General features: G+C 70.1%; 14 protein-coding genes. 10 read left to right on the forward strand and 4 right to left on the reverse strand.

Going from position 1 to position 14,381, the window contains the following annotated elements; genetic code table 11:
* Positions 1–3: 3 nt before the first annotated feature.
* Both G4D86_RS18300 and G4D86_RS18305 read left to right on the forward strand, forming a co-directional pair.
* Complete coding sequence (locus G4D86_RS18300) at positions 4–1,011, forward strand: Ig-like domain-containing protein (RefSeq protein ID WP_163995263.1); 1,008 nt, start codon at positions 4–6, stop codon at positions 1,009–1,011.
* Between the two features lie 193 nt (positions 1,012–1,204).
* Entirely contained in the window at positions 1,205–3,289 is a 2,085-nt protein-coding gene (locus G4D86_RS18305; RefSeq protein WP_240360328.1) for a WD40 repeat domain-containing protein, read from the forward strand.
* An 18-nt stretch (positions 3,290–3,307) separates the two neighbouring features.
* Here G4D86_RS18305 and G4D86_RS18310 read toward each other — a convergent pair whose 3' ends face one another.
* The gene (locus tag G4D86_RS18310; protein ID WP_163995264.1) at positions 3,308–4,618 is read right to left on the reverse strand and encodes a M14 family metallopeptidase; all 1,311 of its coding nucleotides are present in this window, start codon (positions 4,616–4,618) and stop codon (positions 3,308–3,310) included.
* A gap of 159 nt (positions 4,619–4,777) precedes the next feature.
* Between G4D86_RS18310 and G4D86_RS18315 the strand changes: the two genes are divergently transcribed.
* Both G4D86_RS18315 and G4D86_RS18320 read left to right on the forward strand, forming a co-directional pair.
* Positions 4,778–5,488: a hypothetical protein gene (locus G4D86_RS18315; protein ID WP_163995265.1), complete on the forward strand. Its 711-nt coding sequence runs from the start codon at positions 4,778–4,780 to the stop codon at positions 5,486–5,488.
* Between the two features lie 15 nt (positions 5,489–5,503).
* On the forward strand, positions 5,504–6,010 hold the full coding sequence (locus G4D86_RS18320; RefSeq protein ID WP_163995266.1) for an ureidoglycolate lyase: 507 nt from the start codon (positions 5,504–5,506) through the stop codon (positions 6,008–6,010).
* Here G4D86_RS18320 and G4D86_RS18325 read toward each other — a convergent pair.
* The gene (locus tag G4D86_RS18325) at positions 5,989–6,681 is read right to left on the reverse strand and encodes a Type 1 glutamine amidotransferase-like domain-containing protein (RefSeq protein WP_163995267.1); all 693 of its coding nucleotides are present in this window, start codon (positions 6,679–6,681) and stop codon (positions 5,989–5,991) included. The two genes, G4D86_RS18320 and G4D86_RS18325, sit on opposite strands and share 22 nt — an antisense overlap.
* A gap of 215 nt (positions 6,682–6,896) precedes the next feature.
* On the opposite strand from G4D86_RS18325, the gene G4D86_RS18330 reads away from it, so the two are divergent.
* Positions 6,897–7,871 carry a toll/interleukin-1 receptor domain-containing protein gene (locus tag G4D86_RS18330; protein ID WP_163995268.1) on the forward strand — a complete coding sequence of 325 codons (975 nt, stop codon included), beginning with the start codon at positions 6,897–6,899 and terminating at the stop codon, positions 7,869–7,871.
* Positions 7,872–7,959: 88 nt separating this feature from the next.
* On the opposite strand, the gene G4D86_RS18335 is transcribed toward G4D86_RS18330, so the two are convergent.
* On the reverse strand, positions 7,960–8,643 hold the full coding sequence (locus tag G4D86_RS18335) for a fimbrial protein (protein WP_163995269.1): 684 nt from the start codon (positions 8,641–8,643) through the stop codon (positions 7,960–7,962).
* A 68-nt stretch (positions 8,644–8,711) separates the two neighbouring features.
* On the opposite strand from G4D86_RS18335, the gene G4D86_RS18340 reads away from it, so the two are divergent.
* The 5 genes from G4D86_RS18340 to G4D86_RS18360 all read left to right on the forward strand — a co-directional run bounded on the left by G4D86_RS18340 (position 8,712) and on the right by G4D86_RS18360 (position 12,461).
* The gene (locus G4D86_RS18340; protein WP_163995270.1) at positions 8,712–9,722 is read left to right on the forward strand and encodes a DUF2157 domain-containing protein; all 1,011 of its coding nucleotides are present in this window, start codon (positions 8,712–8,714) and stop codon (positions 9,720–9,722) included.
* 1 nt (position 9,723) lies between these two features.
* The gene (locus tag G4D86_RS18345; protein ID WP_163995271.1) at positions 9,724–10,821 is read left to right on the forward strand and encodes a DUF4401 domain-containing protein; all 1,098 of its coding nucleotides are present in this window, start codon (positions 9,724–9,726) and stop codon (positions 10,819–10,821) included.
* A complete protein-coding gene (locus tag G4D86_RS18350; protein ID WP_205519627.1) occupies positions 10,818–11,315 on the forward strand; it encodes a GDYXXLXY domain-containing protein in 498 nt (165 codons plus the stop codon). Before G4D86_RS18345 ends, G4D86_RS18350 begins: the two co-directional genes overlap by 4 nt.
* A 103-nt stretch (positions 11,316–11,418) precedes the next feature.
* The gene (locus tag G4D86_RS18355) at positions 11,419–11,658 is read left to right on the forward strand and encodes a hypothetical protein (protein ID WP_163995161.1); all 240 of its coding nucleotides are present in this window, start codon (positions 11,419–11,421) and stop codon (positions 11,656–11,658) included.
* Positions 11,655–12,461, forward strand: a complete 807-nt coding sequence (locus G4D86_RS18360; protein ID WP_163995273.1) for a biliverdin-producing heme oxygenase — start codon at positions 11,655–11,657, stop codon at positions 12,459–12,461. Before G4D86_RS18355 ends, G4D86_RS18360 begins: the two co-directional genes overlap by 4 nt.
* Before the next feature lie 49 nt (positions 12,462–12,510).
* Here the strand turns inward: G4D86_RS18360 and G4D86_RS18365 are convergent, their stop codons facing one another.
* The gene (locus tag G4D86_RS18365) at positions 12,511–14,259 is read right to left on the reverse strand and encodes a sigma-54-dependent transcriptional regulator (protein ID WP_275899121.1); all 1,749 of its coding nucleotides are present in this window, start codon (positions 14,257–14,259) and stop codon (positions 12,511–12,513) included.
* Positions 14,260–14,381: the final 122 nt, after the last annotated feature.

Below are 14,381 nucleotides of genomic sequence, written 5' to 3' on the forward strand. Positions count from 1 at the left end.
TCCATGCTCGGACTCAAGCGTCTTCCCATCGTCGCCCTCATGCTGGCACTCGTCGCCGGCTGCAGCCCGGAGTCGTCCACGGGCTCGGTGCAGTTCGTCGTCGCCTCGCAGGAGTTCGCGGCGAACGGCAGCTCCGTCGTCCGCATCCAGGTCACCGTGTCCGGCCCGGACTTCGCCAGCATCAGCCAGGACCTGGTGAAGACGAGCGGGACCTGGGGCGGCACCATCAACGGCATTCCCGCGGGCACCGGCCGGAGCTTCCTCGCCACCGGCTTCAGCTCCCAGGGTGGGCGCATCTTCGAGGGCCAGGCGACCAACGTCACCATCGTCTCGGGCGAGACGGCGCTGGTCGCCGTCACGCTGCAGGACCTGAGCGTTCCGGTGACCCCGACCAACGACGTGCCCATCATCGACGCGGTGACGGTGTCGTCCACCACGGTGGAGGCCGGCGGACAGCTCACCCTGAGCGCCACGGCGCATGACCCCGTGGTGAGCGACACGCTGTCCTACGCCTGGACGGCCAGCGCGGGCTCGCTGAGCAGCGCGAACACCGCCAACACCGTCTGGACGGCGCCGTCCACGGCGCAGACCGTCACCCTCACGCTGACCGTCCGCGACGTGCGCGGCGGCGTCAGCACCGCCCGGGTGAGCGTGGAGGTGGTGGCCGCGACGCCCGTGGGGGGCAGCGCCACCATCCAGGTGAGCTTCAACACCCCGCCGATCGTCTCGGTGACGGCGACCGAGGGCCGCGTGCGGCTCGGGACGGACACCACGCTGTCCGCCAACGTCGTGGACGTGGACTTCGAGCCGGTGACGTACCAGTGGACCGCGACCTGCGCGGGCACCTTCTCCACGCCCAACTCCCAGGGCTCGCGCTTCACCCCGTCCGCGCTTCCCTCCGGGAGCTGCAACAACTGCAGCGTCACCATGACGGCCAAGGACGGCCACGGCGGGCAGAACGCCGCCACCCTGAACATCTGCGTGGTGCCGGCCGACTCGCACGCGCCGTAGTGCGACGGAAGGGAAACCGTGGCGGAGCGGCTGCTCCGCCACGGGCTCACCCGGGACGAGGCGCGGTGCCGCATCCCGCACCACCGAGGCGAGGACGGCCCAGAGGCGGTGAATCTTCTGGATGAGCAGCGTGGGCCCGGTTGCAGGCGGATGACCCCACGTGTGGGGCTGGCGTGTCATGGAGGCCCGTACCTTGAGAGTTCCGTCCCTGAGCTGGGGAGTCCTGCTGCTGCTGCTCACCTCCTGTGCGGCGCACCGGTCCTCCACCGGCGCCACGGAGCAGGAGCTGCGCGCGCGCATCTACCTGGCGAGGGGCGACGCGGCCGTTGAATCGAAACAATGGGGCGTGGCGGCGGCCTCCTACGCGGCCGCGCGGGTGTCATCGGATTCTCCAGCGGCACGGTGGGGGCAGGCCTGGGCCACGGACCGTGCCTCCACCCAGCGGTGGACGCAGAAGCTCACGGGTTCCGTCCTCGCGCTCGCATTCTCTCCGGATGGAGAGGTGCTGGCCTCCGCGGGCAGCGACTTCATCGTTCGCCTGTGGAGTGTGAAGCGTGGGGAGCTGCTGACGGAGCTGAAGGGCCACCCGGGTGAGGTGCTCGCCCTCGCCTTCTCTCCGGATGGCGGACGGTTGGCCTCGGCGGGGCTGCCTGGAGAAGTCCGTGTCTGGGACTGGCGCAATGGCAGACAGGTGGCGTTGTTCCAGGGGCATTCCGACGCCGTGCGCGGCCTGGCGTTCTCACCCGATGGGCGCCTGCTGGCGTCCTGTGGCCTGGACAAGACGGTGCGCGTCTGGGACGCCAGCGGGGGGACCGAGCAACTCCGGTTCGAGCACGACGCGTACGCCATCGCCGTGGCCTTCTCTCCCGAGGGCGGACAGCTCCTCTCGACGAGCATGGACCGCAGCGCGCGGGTGTGGGACCTGGGGACGCGCAAGGAGGTCCACCGCCTCGTCGGGCACGAGGAGAAGGTGGAGTCAGGAGCCTTCTCGGCCGATGGACGACTCATCATGACCGCGGCGGGCGACCGCACCGTGCGCCTCTGGAGCGCGCAGTCGGGACAGCTCGTCAACGTCTTGCGAGGCCAGGGTGATGTCTCGGTCGCCGCCATCGACGCCGGGTTCCGGCTCGTCGTGCAGGCGGGATGGGACGGGCGCGTGCAGCTCCTCGATGCTCGCAGCGGCGAGCTCTTGGAGCGACTGGACGCGCATCGCGCGTTCGCGATGAGCGTGGCCCTTTCACCCGACGGGCGCACCTTTGCCTCCGGTGGAAGGGATGGCGTATTGAACGTCTGGTCCCGACCGGTCACGCCCGCGGAGGTGGTCCTCCGTGGACACTCGGAGTGGGTGGAGACGCTCGCGTTCTCCGGGGAGCGCGAGCTCGTCTCGGGCGCCGAGGACGGACTGTGCAGGTGGAGCCTCTCGGACTGGAACGAGCCGGTGTCGCGCGCGGAGGGGACGGAGGCGGTGGCGTCCCTGGCGGTGAGCCCCGACTCCAGGCTCATCGCAGTGGGAACCCTGAAGGGCACGGTGCGGGTGCTGGAGGCGGCTTCAGGACGACAGCTCCTGGAGCTCTCCGGGGTGAAGGGGTCCGTACGGGCACTGGCCTTCAGTCCTGATGGACAGACGCTCGCTGCGGGTGGCGACCCGGACATCCACCTGTGGTCAATCCCTTCGGGTGCGGCCGTGGGTCGGCTCGCGGGCCATACCGGGAAGCTCTGGGCCCTGGCCTTCGATGGGACGGGGAAGCGACTCGCGTCCGGCGGCGCTGACAAGACGGTGCGGCTCTGGGACGTGGACCGGCGTCAGCAGCTCTTCCGGCTCGATGCGGGTGAGCGGGTGCGAGCGGTGACCTTCACCGCATCCGGCGACGCGCTGGTGACGGCCGGGATGCAGCAGCCCATCCGGATGTGGAGTGCCACGGACGGGCGCCTGCTGAAGTCGATGGATGAAGGCACCGTCGGCGTCATGTCCCTCGGCCTGTCACGGGACGGCCGGTTCCTCGCGTCGGCGGGAATGGACATGGTCGTGAAGGTCTGGAGTCTTCCTTCGGGAGCGCTGATGGGAGGCGTCCGCCGGCAGCAGGGCTTCCTGTCCGCCGTGGCCTTCTCGCCGGACGGGTCGGTCCTGGCCTCGGGGGCGTCCGACAGGACCGTCCTGCTGCTCCGGTTCGACGGTGTGGCGCATCCACCTCCGGCAAGGAGGGAGCCCGTGGAGGAGACGCTGCTCCACTACGGGCTCACCTGGGACGAGGCCCGGCTCCTCATCCAACCTCGCTGAGGGACGCTCGCGACCGAATCAGTCGTGGTCGAAGCGGAGGATGCGCTCGACGCGATAGGTGGACGCGGGCTCCAGCGGCTTCAGGAGCAGCAGCTCCCCCGACTGGCCTGTCTCCACCGCGTCCTTCCCGGGCTTCTCCAGGCGCAGGGTGTCGCCCTGCTTCGCGGCATGGCCCGCCAGCGGCACGGCGAAGAGTCCCCGTCCGTCCACCGACTCGATGGCGCCCAGGACGCGCAGGTCTCCCAGCTCCTCCACCTTGCCGACATGCATGAGCGTGAGCTGGCCGCTCTGCTTGCGCACCTCGCGCGTGACGGCGATGCCCACGTCCGCGGTGAAGGGCTTCCCATCCGCGCCGAACAGGCCCACGTCCTTGAGCAGCACCTGCACGAGCCCCGAGCTGAGGTTCTCCGGGATGCAGTCGTAGCGCGCGACGTCCGCCTCCGCGGCCTTCCCGGTGGCCAGCGCGTCCAGCGCCGTGGCCAGCGCGACGAAGTTGAGCCGGACCAGCGGCTCGTCCGGCGGCATCGCGCTCCAGGCGCCCGTCTCGATGAGCACGGAGGGCGTCCCCCAGCGCGTCATGTTGTCGCCGAAGGCGCGCACCTCGAAGGAGTCGTCGTAGCGCCCCACCTGCCCCGGCGCGAGCGTCTCCACCGCGTCGCGAATCACCGCGCACACCTTCTTCGCCAGCAGCCGGCCCGGGTTGTCGCTGCGCTTCTCGTCGAACGCCGCCGCGAGCAGGGAGATGGACGCCGGGCGCCCCGTGCGGCCCACCGCATGGCGCCAGCTCTGGTTGTGGAGGTTGAAGCCGATGAAGGGCTTGAGCCTGTCCCGCAGTCCCTTGAGCGTCCGCGCCTCCGGCGTCTGGAGCGCAAGCGCATCACGGTTGATGTCGATGCCCTGCGCGTTGCGGCGCTGGAAGCGCTCGGCGCCGTCGGGGTTGAGCAGGGGCACGGCGTGGAGGGTGAGCTCGGTGAGCATCCGCGCCACCCACGGCTCCTGACGGTGCGTGCGCACGTACTCGAAGAAGTCCAGCAGGGCCGTGGTGGCGGTGGGCTCGTCGCCGTGCATCTGCGACCAGAGCAGGACGTGTCGCGCGCCCGTGCCCAGCGACAGGTGGTACAGCGCGCGTCCCTCCACCGAGTGCCCCACCACCTCCAACTGGAAAAGGTCCGGTGCGCGCTCGCGCAGGGCCTTCAGGTGCTTCTCCACGTCGCCGTGCCGCACCAGCGGGGCCACGGGGAGCGCCTTCGAGTGCACCTCCGGCCACAGCGCCGCGAGCGCCTTCGGAGGGGGAATCGCCTGGGTGGGGACGGCAGGAGGAGAGCTCATGGGAGTCTGGGGAGACGAGGCGCCCAGCAGAAGAAGGGAGGACAGCAGGAGCAGGAAGCGTCGCGGCCGGGGGTTCTGTCTGACGGAGTCCATCACCGTGTCCTTGTGTCCCCGGGATGCTACCAGCCGCGCCCCCGGGTTGAGGCAAGATGCACGCTCATGGAAAAGCCGCGAGAGCCAGCCCGTCACTTCACCCAACAAGAGGCCGAGCTCATCCTGCGACGTGCGGCGCACCTCGGCACGCGCGAGGCCTCGGCCGAGCTGAGCCTGGAGGAACTGGAGCGCATCGCCGCGGACGCGGGCATCTCGCCGGAGAGCGTCCGCCGCGCCGCCGAGTCCCTGGAGGCTCCGGCCACCCTCGGGACGAAGAGCCTCTTCTTCGGTGAGTCCCTCTCAGTCTCTCTGGAGCGCACCCTCTCCGTGCAGCTCATGCCGAAGAACCTCGAAAGACTGGCCGTAATGATGGATGACCTGATGGGCGGAAAGGGCACCGTCTTCCATTTCCGTGATGAACAACGGCTGACCTGGACGCGGAAGGAACAGGACGGCTCGCTCCCGGAGAAGGTCGCCCTCTGGAGCAACGGCGGGCGCCTGCGCGTGGAGCTGATGGCCTCGCAGGGCGCCCTCGCGGGCGGGCTGTATGGCGGCGTCTGGGGAGGCGTAGGTGGCGGCCTCGGCATTCCCCTTGGGACACTCACCGCCATCTTCACCTCCTCGGTCTTCACGGGACTCGGCGTGTTCCTCGGCGTCGCCGCGGACGGCTACGCGCTGGCCCGGATCCTCTTCACGAGCGCCGCGCGGAACCGGCGCGCCCGGTGGGAGCACAAGATGCGGACCCTCTGCGAGCACATCACCAGCCTGGGCACCTAGGGAGCGAGACGGACCATGCGAGCGCCACTTCGAGCACAACCCCTCACCCGCGAGGCCTTCGCTCCCTTTGGGGACGTCATCGGCCTGGACCTCTCCGGAGGCTCCAGCGCCAACCAGGGCACCGCCACCCGGTTCGACAGGGTGGCCCAGCTCGGCGGCAGCCGGGAGCAGGCCCAGCCCAACCTCGCGGTGTTCCGCTCGGTGGCGAAGACACTGCCCTTCGAGGTGCGGCTGCTCGAACGGCACCCGTGCTCGTCGCAGATGTTCGTGGCCCTGAAGTGCCAGCGTTTCCTCGTCGTCGTGTGCCCGGACGATGCGCGCGGCGAGCCGGACCTGTCGCAATTGCGCGCCTTCGTGTGTGGCCCGGGCCAGGGCGTGAACTACCGCCCGGGACTCTGGCACCACCCCATCATCGCGCTCGACGGGCCGGCGGACCTGCTGATGCTGGCGTGGGAGGACGGCACGGCGCTCGACTGCGAGGAGCGTCCCCTCCCCGAGTCCTACCTGGTCACCAGCGACTGACGGAGCTGCTCGCCTTCATTTTGGAAGGTGGCCACCGGGTGGCGCACAGGCTCCAGCGTCCCATCCGGGTGGACGAGGGCGCCGCCTCCCAGCGGGATGCCGATTCCACGCGCCCCCGGGCCCGCGGCCCGCATGGCGCGCTTCAGTTCCTTCCACTCCGGTGCTTCGTGGACGCCAACGACGAAGGGCGCCAGGCCGAGGACTGGGAACAGGGACAGCTCGCCGGGAGGCGGGTCCTCGCGCCAGGCCCGCGCGCCGAGCTGCATCGCGCCCGCGGAGATGCCCATGAGGATGGCGCCCTCCCGGTAGCGCTCGCGCAGGAGCGACTCCACGCCGTTGCGCTGGAAGGTCTCCCAGCCCAGCAGCGGGTCTCCTCCCGCCAGCAGGATGACGTGCGCACGCGCCAGCCACGCGAGGTCCTCGTCCGAGGGCCGTGAGGGAATCATCCGGCAGTGGGAGATGCCCGCCAGCTCCATGGCGCCGACGAAGAGCTCGTAGAAGGCGGGCTCGTCGCCATTGGACGCGCCCAAGTACGCGGCCTGGAGCGGAGCGGCTCCCGCGTCCGCTCGCATCAACGTGTGGAGACAGTCCAGGAACGGCTTGTCTCCCCTGCGCCAGAACAGGAGCGAGCTATCCGCGAGCAGGAAGAGTGGCTTGGGCGTGGGCTTCATGGGCGGAGAGATGAGAGCCCATCCCTTGTTCGGCGAGAAGCGAGGAACGCGCCGCGGCTGGAGGGATGCACGAAGCAGTGTGCCCCGGCCGTCGCGGCAAGTTGCGTTCTTCGCTCGCAGATGCTGGCCGCCTGCACCACGACCAGGCAGGCCGCCTCTGCTTCCTGGATTGCTCGCCAGTATCTTTTGAGCGGGTTCAACGAGGGCTCCAACTCATGGCGAAGCTCTTCTTCTCCTACAGCCACGCCGATGAGGCGCTCCGCAACGTGCTGGAGGGACACCTCACGATGCTCAAGCGCCAGGGACTCATCGAGCCCTGGCACGACCGTCGAATCACGGCGGGCAGCGAGTTCGACGCAGCCATCAGCACGCATCTCGAGGAGGCGGATGTCATCCTGCTACTCGTCAGCGTTGATTTTCTGGCCTCGGAGTACTGCTACTCCAAGGAAATGATGCGCGCCCTTGAGCGTCATGAGGCCGGCAATGCAAAGGTCATCCCTGTAATTCTGCGTCCGTGTGATTGGCACTCCGCACCGTTCGGCAAGCTGCTGGCTGCTCCTCGAGATGGGAAAGCAGTCACGATGTGGCCCAATCAGGACGAGGCGTTCACGGACGTCGCCGTCAAGGTCCGTGAGGCGGTCAAGGCGCTCGGAGGGACTCCGGCTCGCGGTATCGCTGGGCGGCCAGCAACGCCGAGCGGGTCAACCGCCGGCACGTCCCCCGCCGTGACGGCAGGTCCTGAGCTGCCACGGTCGAGCAACCTGCGCGTGAAGAGGGAATTCTCGCAGCTCGATCGAGATCAGTTCATGCACGACTCTTTCGAGTACATGGCCAGGTTCTTCGAGGGTTCCCTGGACGAGCTTCAGAAGCGAAACGCCGACATCAAGACCCGGTACCAGCGCATCGACGCACGGCGCTTCGTCGCACACATCTACAGGCACGGCCAAAAGGTAACGGAGTGCGCCATCAGCCTGGGTGGTTCAGGCTTGGAGAATGGCATCGCCTTCTCGTACGACGCGTCCGCAAGTGGCGGCTTCAACGAGATGCTGAGGGTCGAGAACGATAGCCAATCGCTCTACCTCAAGGGCTTCGGGATGCAGACCCACGGCCCTCAGCGCAACGAGAAGCTCTCGAACGAAGGCGCTGCCGAACACCTCTGGACGCTGCTCATGGAGCGGTTGCAGCGCTAAGGGCGCCTCCCATACGCGATGCCGATGCCGCCCCTGGACACCAGCAGGGGCGCCCCTAGCGTTTGCCCGCAAACGGGACGTCAGCGCCTCACGTGCGCGTGTCGTCCACGAAGTGCAGGGGGACGCCGGGCTCGGCGGCCTCACCGTCCTCGGCCTGGAGGTCCAGCGGTCCGGTGGAGATGACCCAGACATCCAGCGTCTCGTCGTTGTCTGTGTTCGCCGCGCACGCCATCGTGATGTTGCACTCGGGGCACGTCCCGGAGACGCCGAGCCGCTTCTTCACAGGCGCGGGAAGCGCCTCCAGGTCGACGGCGCGCGACTCCGTGAACCGGAAGGTGTCCACGCCAATCGACACCGCGCCCTCGGGCGTCTCGTTCCGCTCCGTGTCGCGGACCTCCATGGGCCCCGGGCCCACGAAGTACGCGTAGCGGTTGCTCCGCTCGGGCGCGAAGCCCACCTTCGAGAAGACCGGCTCGTAGGTCCGGGTGTCCTGGAAGTGGTACCGCTGCGCCGCGTACCAGCCCTTCAGGTTCGACTTGCACTCCGCCGTTTTGGCGCGCTGGCCGAAGCGGACGAAGTTGGGAATCGTGATGGCGGCGACCGCGCCGATGCACGGACAGGCCAGCAGCCCGAGCGCGAGAAAGAGCCACTTCCGATTGATGCGGGACGGAGCGGTCGTCACGTTGCCACACGGGCAGGTGATGAGGGTGCCCGGCGCAAGCCCCGTCACGTCGAGAGGCCGGTCGCACTTCGGGCAATCCACGGTCGCCATCGGGAGCGTTCCCCTTCCTTCGTGTCCAGCAAGGTTACCCCGGCCCCCGGGACGGCTACACTGCCCCCGTGCCGAAAGACCTGCTCGACCTGGATGCGACGCCCGAGCGCCTGCGCGCGCTCGCGGACGCCGGAGTCCTTCCGCCCGCCGCGATGGAGCGCGCGCTGCACCTGTCCGTGGCCTCGCCGCCCCGGACCGAGTGGCGGAGCTTCCTCTCCACCACCCTGATGGCCCTGGGCACGCTGCTCGTGCTCTCCGGCGTCATCTACTTCTTCGCGTACAACTGGGCGGCCCTGCACCGCTTCGGGAAGCTGGGCCTCATCGCCGCGGCGCTGGTCGGCACCGCGGTGGGAGCGTGGCGGCTGGGCGAGGGGCTCGCCGGCCAGCTCTCGCTGCTGGCCTCGGCTGTGCTCGTGGGGGCGCTGCTGGCCGTGTACGGGCAGGCCTACCAGACGGGCGCGGACCCGTATGAGCTGTTCGTCGGCTGGGCGGTGCTCATCCTCCCGTGGGTGCTCCTGGCCCGCTTCGCGCCGCTGTGGCTGTTCCTGGTCCTGCTGGTGAACACCGGCATCGTCCTCTTCTGGGTACAGGTGCTCGACGGCGACGAGGACACCGCCGCGTGGCTCGCGGTGGTACTGGGCCTGCTCAACGGCTTCGCGTGGGCCACGTACGAGCACTTCGCCAACGCGGGCCTGTCCTGGCTCCAGGGACGGTGGGTGCCCCGCGGGCTCGCGGTGATGACGGTGGCCCCGCTCATGGCGGCGGCGGTGGCCTTCATCGTCGCGCCGTCCGAGGTGGGCCCGGGGGCCGGCGTGGCGCTGCTGCTCGTGCTGGGCTCGCTGGCGGCGGAGTACGCACTGCACCGCCACCTGCGCGGCGAGCTGTTCCTGCTCACCCTGGGCGTGCTGTCCGCGATGACGCTCGCCACCACGTTCGTGGGCCGCCTGCTCATCGTGGACGCGAACGTGGACGAGTTCAGCCTGTTCATCCTGCCCTTCGTCGTCATCGGCGAGGTGGCGCTCGCGGTGTGGTGGCTGCGCAACGAAGCCCGGGCCACGGGCGCGGCGGAGGAGGCCTGACATGGCACGTCCCACACTGCAGGACGTCTTGAATGGCCTCCAGGCCGAGGGCCACCTGGCCCCCGACGCCGGGGAGCGGGCCCGCACCACCATGGAGGTGTACCGGCGCACCGACGTGGCCACGCCGTGGTTCGTGAAGGCGCTCGCCGGCTTCGGCGCATGGGTGGCCGCCGCGTTCCTCCTGAGCTTCTTCGGCTGCGTCGGCCTCTGGAACGAGGAGGCGCTGCTGGCCGTCCTCGGGCTCATCATCGGCGGCGGCGCCACACTGCTGCGGCGGAGCACCCGAGGGGCCTTCATGGAGCAGCTCGCGCTGGCGCTGTGCCTGGCCGGCGTCGCCATGGTGCAGACGGGCATCGCCATGATGACGGAGAGCGAAATCGCGCCCGCCGTCATCCAGCTCGTGCTCGGCGCGGTGCTGCTCGCCCTCTTCCCGGATGCCATCCTCCGCTTCCTCATGGCCCTGGGCATGGCGGGGGCGGCGGTGTTCCTGCTCTGGAAGGGGCTGGGTGAGCTGGGCATGCAGCTGGGGTTGCTCGGCGGCGCCGTGCTCGTCCACTGGCTCCTCCTGGAGCAGGCCCGGCTGCGGCGCGGGCGCTGGGGCGAGCTGGTGGGCCCGGTGGCCTTCGCGCTGGCCTGCGGCGTCATGGGCGCGCTGCTCACGCTCAACTTCGCTGGCGCCTTCGTCCGCGAGCTGCGCATGCACGGCATCTCCACACCGGATGCGGTGCTCACGCTGGGGCTGACGGCGCTGACGCTCTACACCGCGTGGCGGGTGATGAAGGAGCTGGGGCTGGAGGCGTCGGGGGTGGCGGGCGCGGCGGTGTTCGTCGCGCTGGGCGTGACGGCGCTGATGACGCTCCACACGCCCGCCGTCATCACCGCGGTGGGGATGATGGTGCTCGGCTTCCACCGGCGCTCGGCGGTGCTGCTGGGGCTGGCGGTGGCGTTCCTGCTCGCGGCGGGCGGCTGGTACTACTACGACCTGGGGCTCACGCTGCTGGCCAAGGCGCTCGCGCTGACGGGCAGTGGGTTGGTGTTCCTGGGCTTGAGATTGTTCCTCCTGCGGCGCTTCCCCGTCGCGGCGGCGGAGGTGCGGTGATGCGCGCGGCGGTCATCTTCGGCGGGCTGGTGCTCGCGCTGGGAGCCCCCGCGGGGCTCGTCGTCCAGAAGGAATACGTGCTGTCCACCGGGCAGACGGTGCTGCTGGAGCTGGCGCCCAGGGACCCTCGCTCGCTGATGCAGGGCGACTACATGGTGCTGGACTACGCCATCAGCCGCGAGCGGTGGGAGGACCTGGCGCAGCGCCCGAGAGATGGAAACCTGGTGCTGCGCCTGGACGAGCAGGGCGTGGGGCGCTTCGTGCGCTACGACACGCCGGAGACGCCGCTGGCGCCGGGTGAGTTCAAGCTCCGCTACCGCGTCCGCCAGGACCGCGTGCGCCTGGGCGCGGAGTCCTTCTTCTTCCAGGAGGGTCACGCGGACCGGTATGCGCGGGCGCGCTACGGCGAGCTGCGCGTGGCGGGCAGCGGCGCCAGTGTGCTCGTGGGCCTGCGCGACGAGCAGCGTGCCCCCCTGGGCGCCGACGCGCCGTAGTCCCCCATTCCAAAGACGCAACACGATGGCGCTTGCCCTCGGCACGCGCTTCGTGCATCATTCTGTTGATTTCGATAATCAAAATCAAAATCAAGGAGGCACGATGCTCGGGCAGGGATGCGGCAAGACGGTGCTGGCGCGGGGGCCGTGTGCGGAGGTGACGCGGTGCTCCTGTGGGCACATCCACCTGGCGATGGGGCCGGTGACCATCCGTGTCGAGGAGGACGTGCTCCGGGCCATCGGGATGACGCTGGCCGAGGCGCTCCAGCAGCTCGGCGAGCGGGAGGACTCCCCCGTCGAGACGGCGGATCCCGCGCTCACCTCCAGCGGGTGGAAGCAGTGAGCGCCACCGGCACCCTGCGCCTGCCCCGGACGGAGCAGTCCGCGCGCGTGCGGCGCCTGTCCGACGTGGAGTCCGCCGCGCCCGTGCGCGAGCCCGGCGCGGCCCCGCTGTCCGTGCTGCTGGAGGAAGGCACGGCGCAGGCGCTCCAGCAGGGGGAGCGCTCGCTGTTCCTGCAGACGCTCTTCGGGGACGCGTGGGAGGGCGGCGTCTACGGCCAGTTCGTCCGGGCGCAGCACTACGTCAGCTACCTGCGCCAGCTCCACCACCTCTACTCCGCCTTCGAGGCCCTGCTGCCGCGCGTGGTGGACACGCCGCTGACGCCGGTGCTGCTGCTGCCGGAATTGCGCCGTGCGGACGCGCTGGAAGCGGACCTCGTCTACTTCTGCGGCGAGGCACGCTCGGACGCCTTCGCCTGCCTGGAGGCCCGCCTGCACGCGCAGCGGCTGCGCGAAATCGCCGGGGACGCGCCGCACCTGCTCGTGGCCCATGCGTATGCGCGGTGCATGCTGGACGTCTTCACGGCGCCGTCCCGGGCCCGGAGTGTCTCAGAAGCCTTCGAGCTGGAGGACGGCCAGGGCACCCGCTTCTACGACGCGCTCACCGCGCCGGAGCTGGCGGCCTTCCGCGTCCGCCTCCACTCGCGCATCGACGGGCTGGAGCTGGACGCGGACGAGGTCCAGGAAGTCGTCCAGGAGGCACGCATGGCCTTCCGCCTTCACGCGCTGGTGTGCGACGAGCTGGCCCGGGGCGCGCCTGGAATCATGGCGCGGGGTGGCGGCGCGGCGCCCTGCCCTCCCCGCTGAGTGCCGGTGTTCCGGGCGGTGCCTGTATGAGCGGGCACCGCCCCTTCAGTCAGTCGGCCTCGGCCTCCGTCAGCAGGTCGGCGAACGGAGACGCGTCCTCGCCCAGGGCCTTGTAGAGCGACTCCACCTTCTCCAGCTCGCGCTTGAGCGCCTTGTGGTGGTTGCGGTTCTTCACCAGGCTCTCGCGGCCCAGCAGACGGAAGCCCTCGTCGCGGCCCACCTGGCGGATGGCCATGCCCAGCACCAGCCCACGGAAGGCGTCCGCGAGGTCCAGGTCCAGCGGGGCGTTGCGCTTGCGCGCCTCGGCGACGAAGGCCTGCGCCGCCGCGCGCAGCGCCTCCGGCAGCGGCTTGCCACCCGGGGCCTGCTCGTAGTCGAGCGCGCGGGCCACGTGCTTTTCTTGAAGGACCAGCTCCCCGGTGGGCGTGGTCTGCTCCACCATGGCCAGCGTGTAGGCGCGGCGGACGATGTTGTCGAGCTGCCGCAGGTTGCCCGGCCAGTTGCCGCCCACCAGCAGTCGCTCCGCCTCCTGCGTCAGCCGCGCGCTGCCCTCGGGAGAGCGCTCGCGGTGCCGCCGGTTGACCATGTACCGCCCCCACATGGGGATTTCGTCCGTGCGCTCCTGCAGCGCGGGCATGCGCACCGGCAGCACGTTGACGCGGTAGTAGAGGTCCTCGCGGAAGCGGCCCGCGCGCACCTCCGCGTGCAGGTCCGCGTTGGTGCCGATGATGAAGCGCACGTCCGCCTGGCGCTCACCGGTGCCCTCGCCCAGCGGCCGGTAGCTGCGCGACTCCAGCAGGTGCAGCAGGCCCGCCTGCGCCTTGAGGGACAATTTGTCGATTTCGTCGATGAACAGCGTGCCACCGTCGGCCCGCGCCACGCTGCCCGGCGCGTCGCGCACCGCGCCGGTGAAGGCGCCCTTCTTCCAGCCGAAGAGCTCCGCCATCTGGAGGTCCTCGGGCACCGTCACCAGGTCCAACGTCTCGAAGGGCTTGCCCCGGCGGTTGGAGCGCTCGTGGCACCAGCGCGCCAGCCGCGACTTGCCCGCGCCGGTGGCGCCGCTGATGAGGATGGTTTCATCCTGCAGCGCGAAGACGCGGAGGATGGGCAGCAGCTCCGCCATGGAGCGGCCCACCACCGGGAGGAACTCGTCCACCTCCGGCGTGGCCACCGGGCGCTGCGGCAGCCCGGCGAGGTACGGCGCGGCGACGTCCGCGAGCAGCTGCAGCTTGTCCCCCGCCGACAGCCAGACGAACTCCTGGCCCATGGCGGCGAGGCAGTCCGCCTCCAGGGAAATCATCCCCTCGATGCTGCCGCCCGGCGTGCGCAAGGGCAGCACGCACACGTGCGTGGCATGGCGCCCGAGGAAGCGCTGCCGGCTCTCGTTGCTGTGGAAGCCCGCCAGTCCCGGGTCCCCCGTCACGGGGGCGTTGGGCGCGTGCGGCTGCACCGTGCCCACGTTGACGTCGATGGACACCGCGCACCGGTGCTCCACCACCGCGCGCCAGGCCGTGGCCGACGTGAAGAAGGGCGTTCCCACACTCGCATCGGTAATCTCCGAGGCCCCCACATCCAGCGCGGCCAGGCGACGGTAGGCCTCGCCGGGGCGGAGGTGGACGATCCCGCGCAGCACACGGGCCCGGGCTGCGTACCGACTGGACGCAACGGCTTCCTGGGCCAGGGCCAACATCCGGCGAAGCGTGGCCGCCGCGGCGGTCTCGAAGTCCTTCGCCCCCCGCAATGCGGTCAGGAGCTGCGCCATCTCGTCATGCATCCACTCGCCTCCGTCTGGAGCCATCCGAGCCACCCCTCACAGGGCCGAATCGGAAGAAGGACAGAAGTGTAGCGGAGATGGAGATGAAGAACGCGGAAGGAGCGGCCCCTCCTTCCGCGCTCTCGGACCTCCATGACGGCGGGGCG

The organism is Pyxidicoccus caerfyrddinensis, from assembly GCF_010894405.1.
Lineage (GTDB): Bacteria > Myxococcota > Myxococcia > Myxococcales > Myxococcaceae > Myxococcus > Myxococcus caerfyrddinensis.

Bases quoted from the DNA above. Each gene is read 5' to 3' on its own strand.
- G4D86_RS18300 (WP_163995263.1), top strand. From the start codon at position 4: ATGCTCGGACTCAAGCGTCTTCCCATCGTCGCCCTCATGCTGGCACTC.
- G4D86_RS18310 (WP_163995264.1), bottom strand. From the start codon at position 4,618: ATGAGCTCTCCTCCTGCCGTCCCCACCCAGGCGATTCCCCCTCCGAAG.
- G4D86_RS18315 (WP_163995265.1), top strand. From the start codon at position 4,778: ATGGAAAAGCCGCGAGAGCCAGCCCGTCACTTCACCCAACAAGAGGCC.
- G4D86_RS18320 (WP_163995266.1), top strand. From the start codon at position 5,504: ATGCGAGCGCCACTTCGAGCACAACCCCTCACCCGCGAGGCCTTCGCT.
- G4D86_RS18325 (WP_163995267.1), bottom strand. From the start codon at position 6,681: ATGAAGCCCACGCCCAAGCCACTCTTCCTGCTCGCGGATAGCTCGCTC.
- G4D86_RS18330 (WP_163995268.1), top strand. From the start codon at position 6,897: ATGGCGAAGCTCTTCTTCTCCTACAGCCACGCCGATGAGGCGCTCCGC.
- G4D86_RS18335 (WP_163995269.1), bottom strand. From the start codon at position 8,643: ATGGCGACCGTGGATTGCCCGAAGTGCGACCGGCCTCTCGACGTGACG.
- G4D86_RS18345 (WP_163995271.1), top strand. From the start codon at position 9,724: ATGGCACGTCCCACACTGCAGGACGTCTTGAATGGCCTCCAGGCCGAG.
- G4D86_RS18355 (WP_163995161.1), top strand. From the start codon at position 11,419: ATGCTCGGGCAGGGATGCGGCAAGACGGTGCTGGCGCGGGGGCCGTGT.
- G4D86_RS18365 (WP_275899121.1), bottom strand. From the start codon at position 14,259: ATGGCTCCAGACGGAGGCGAGTGGATGCATGACGAGATGGCGCAGCTC.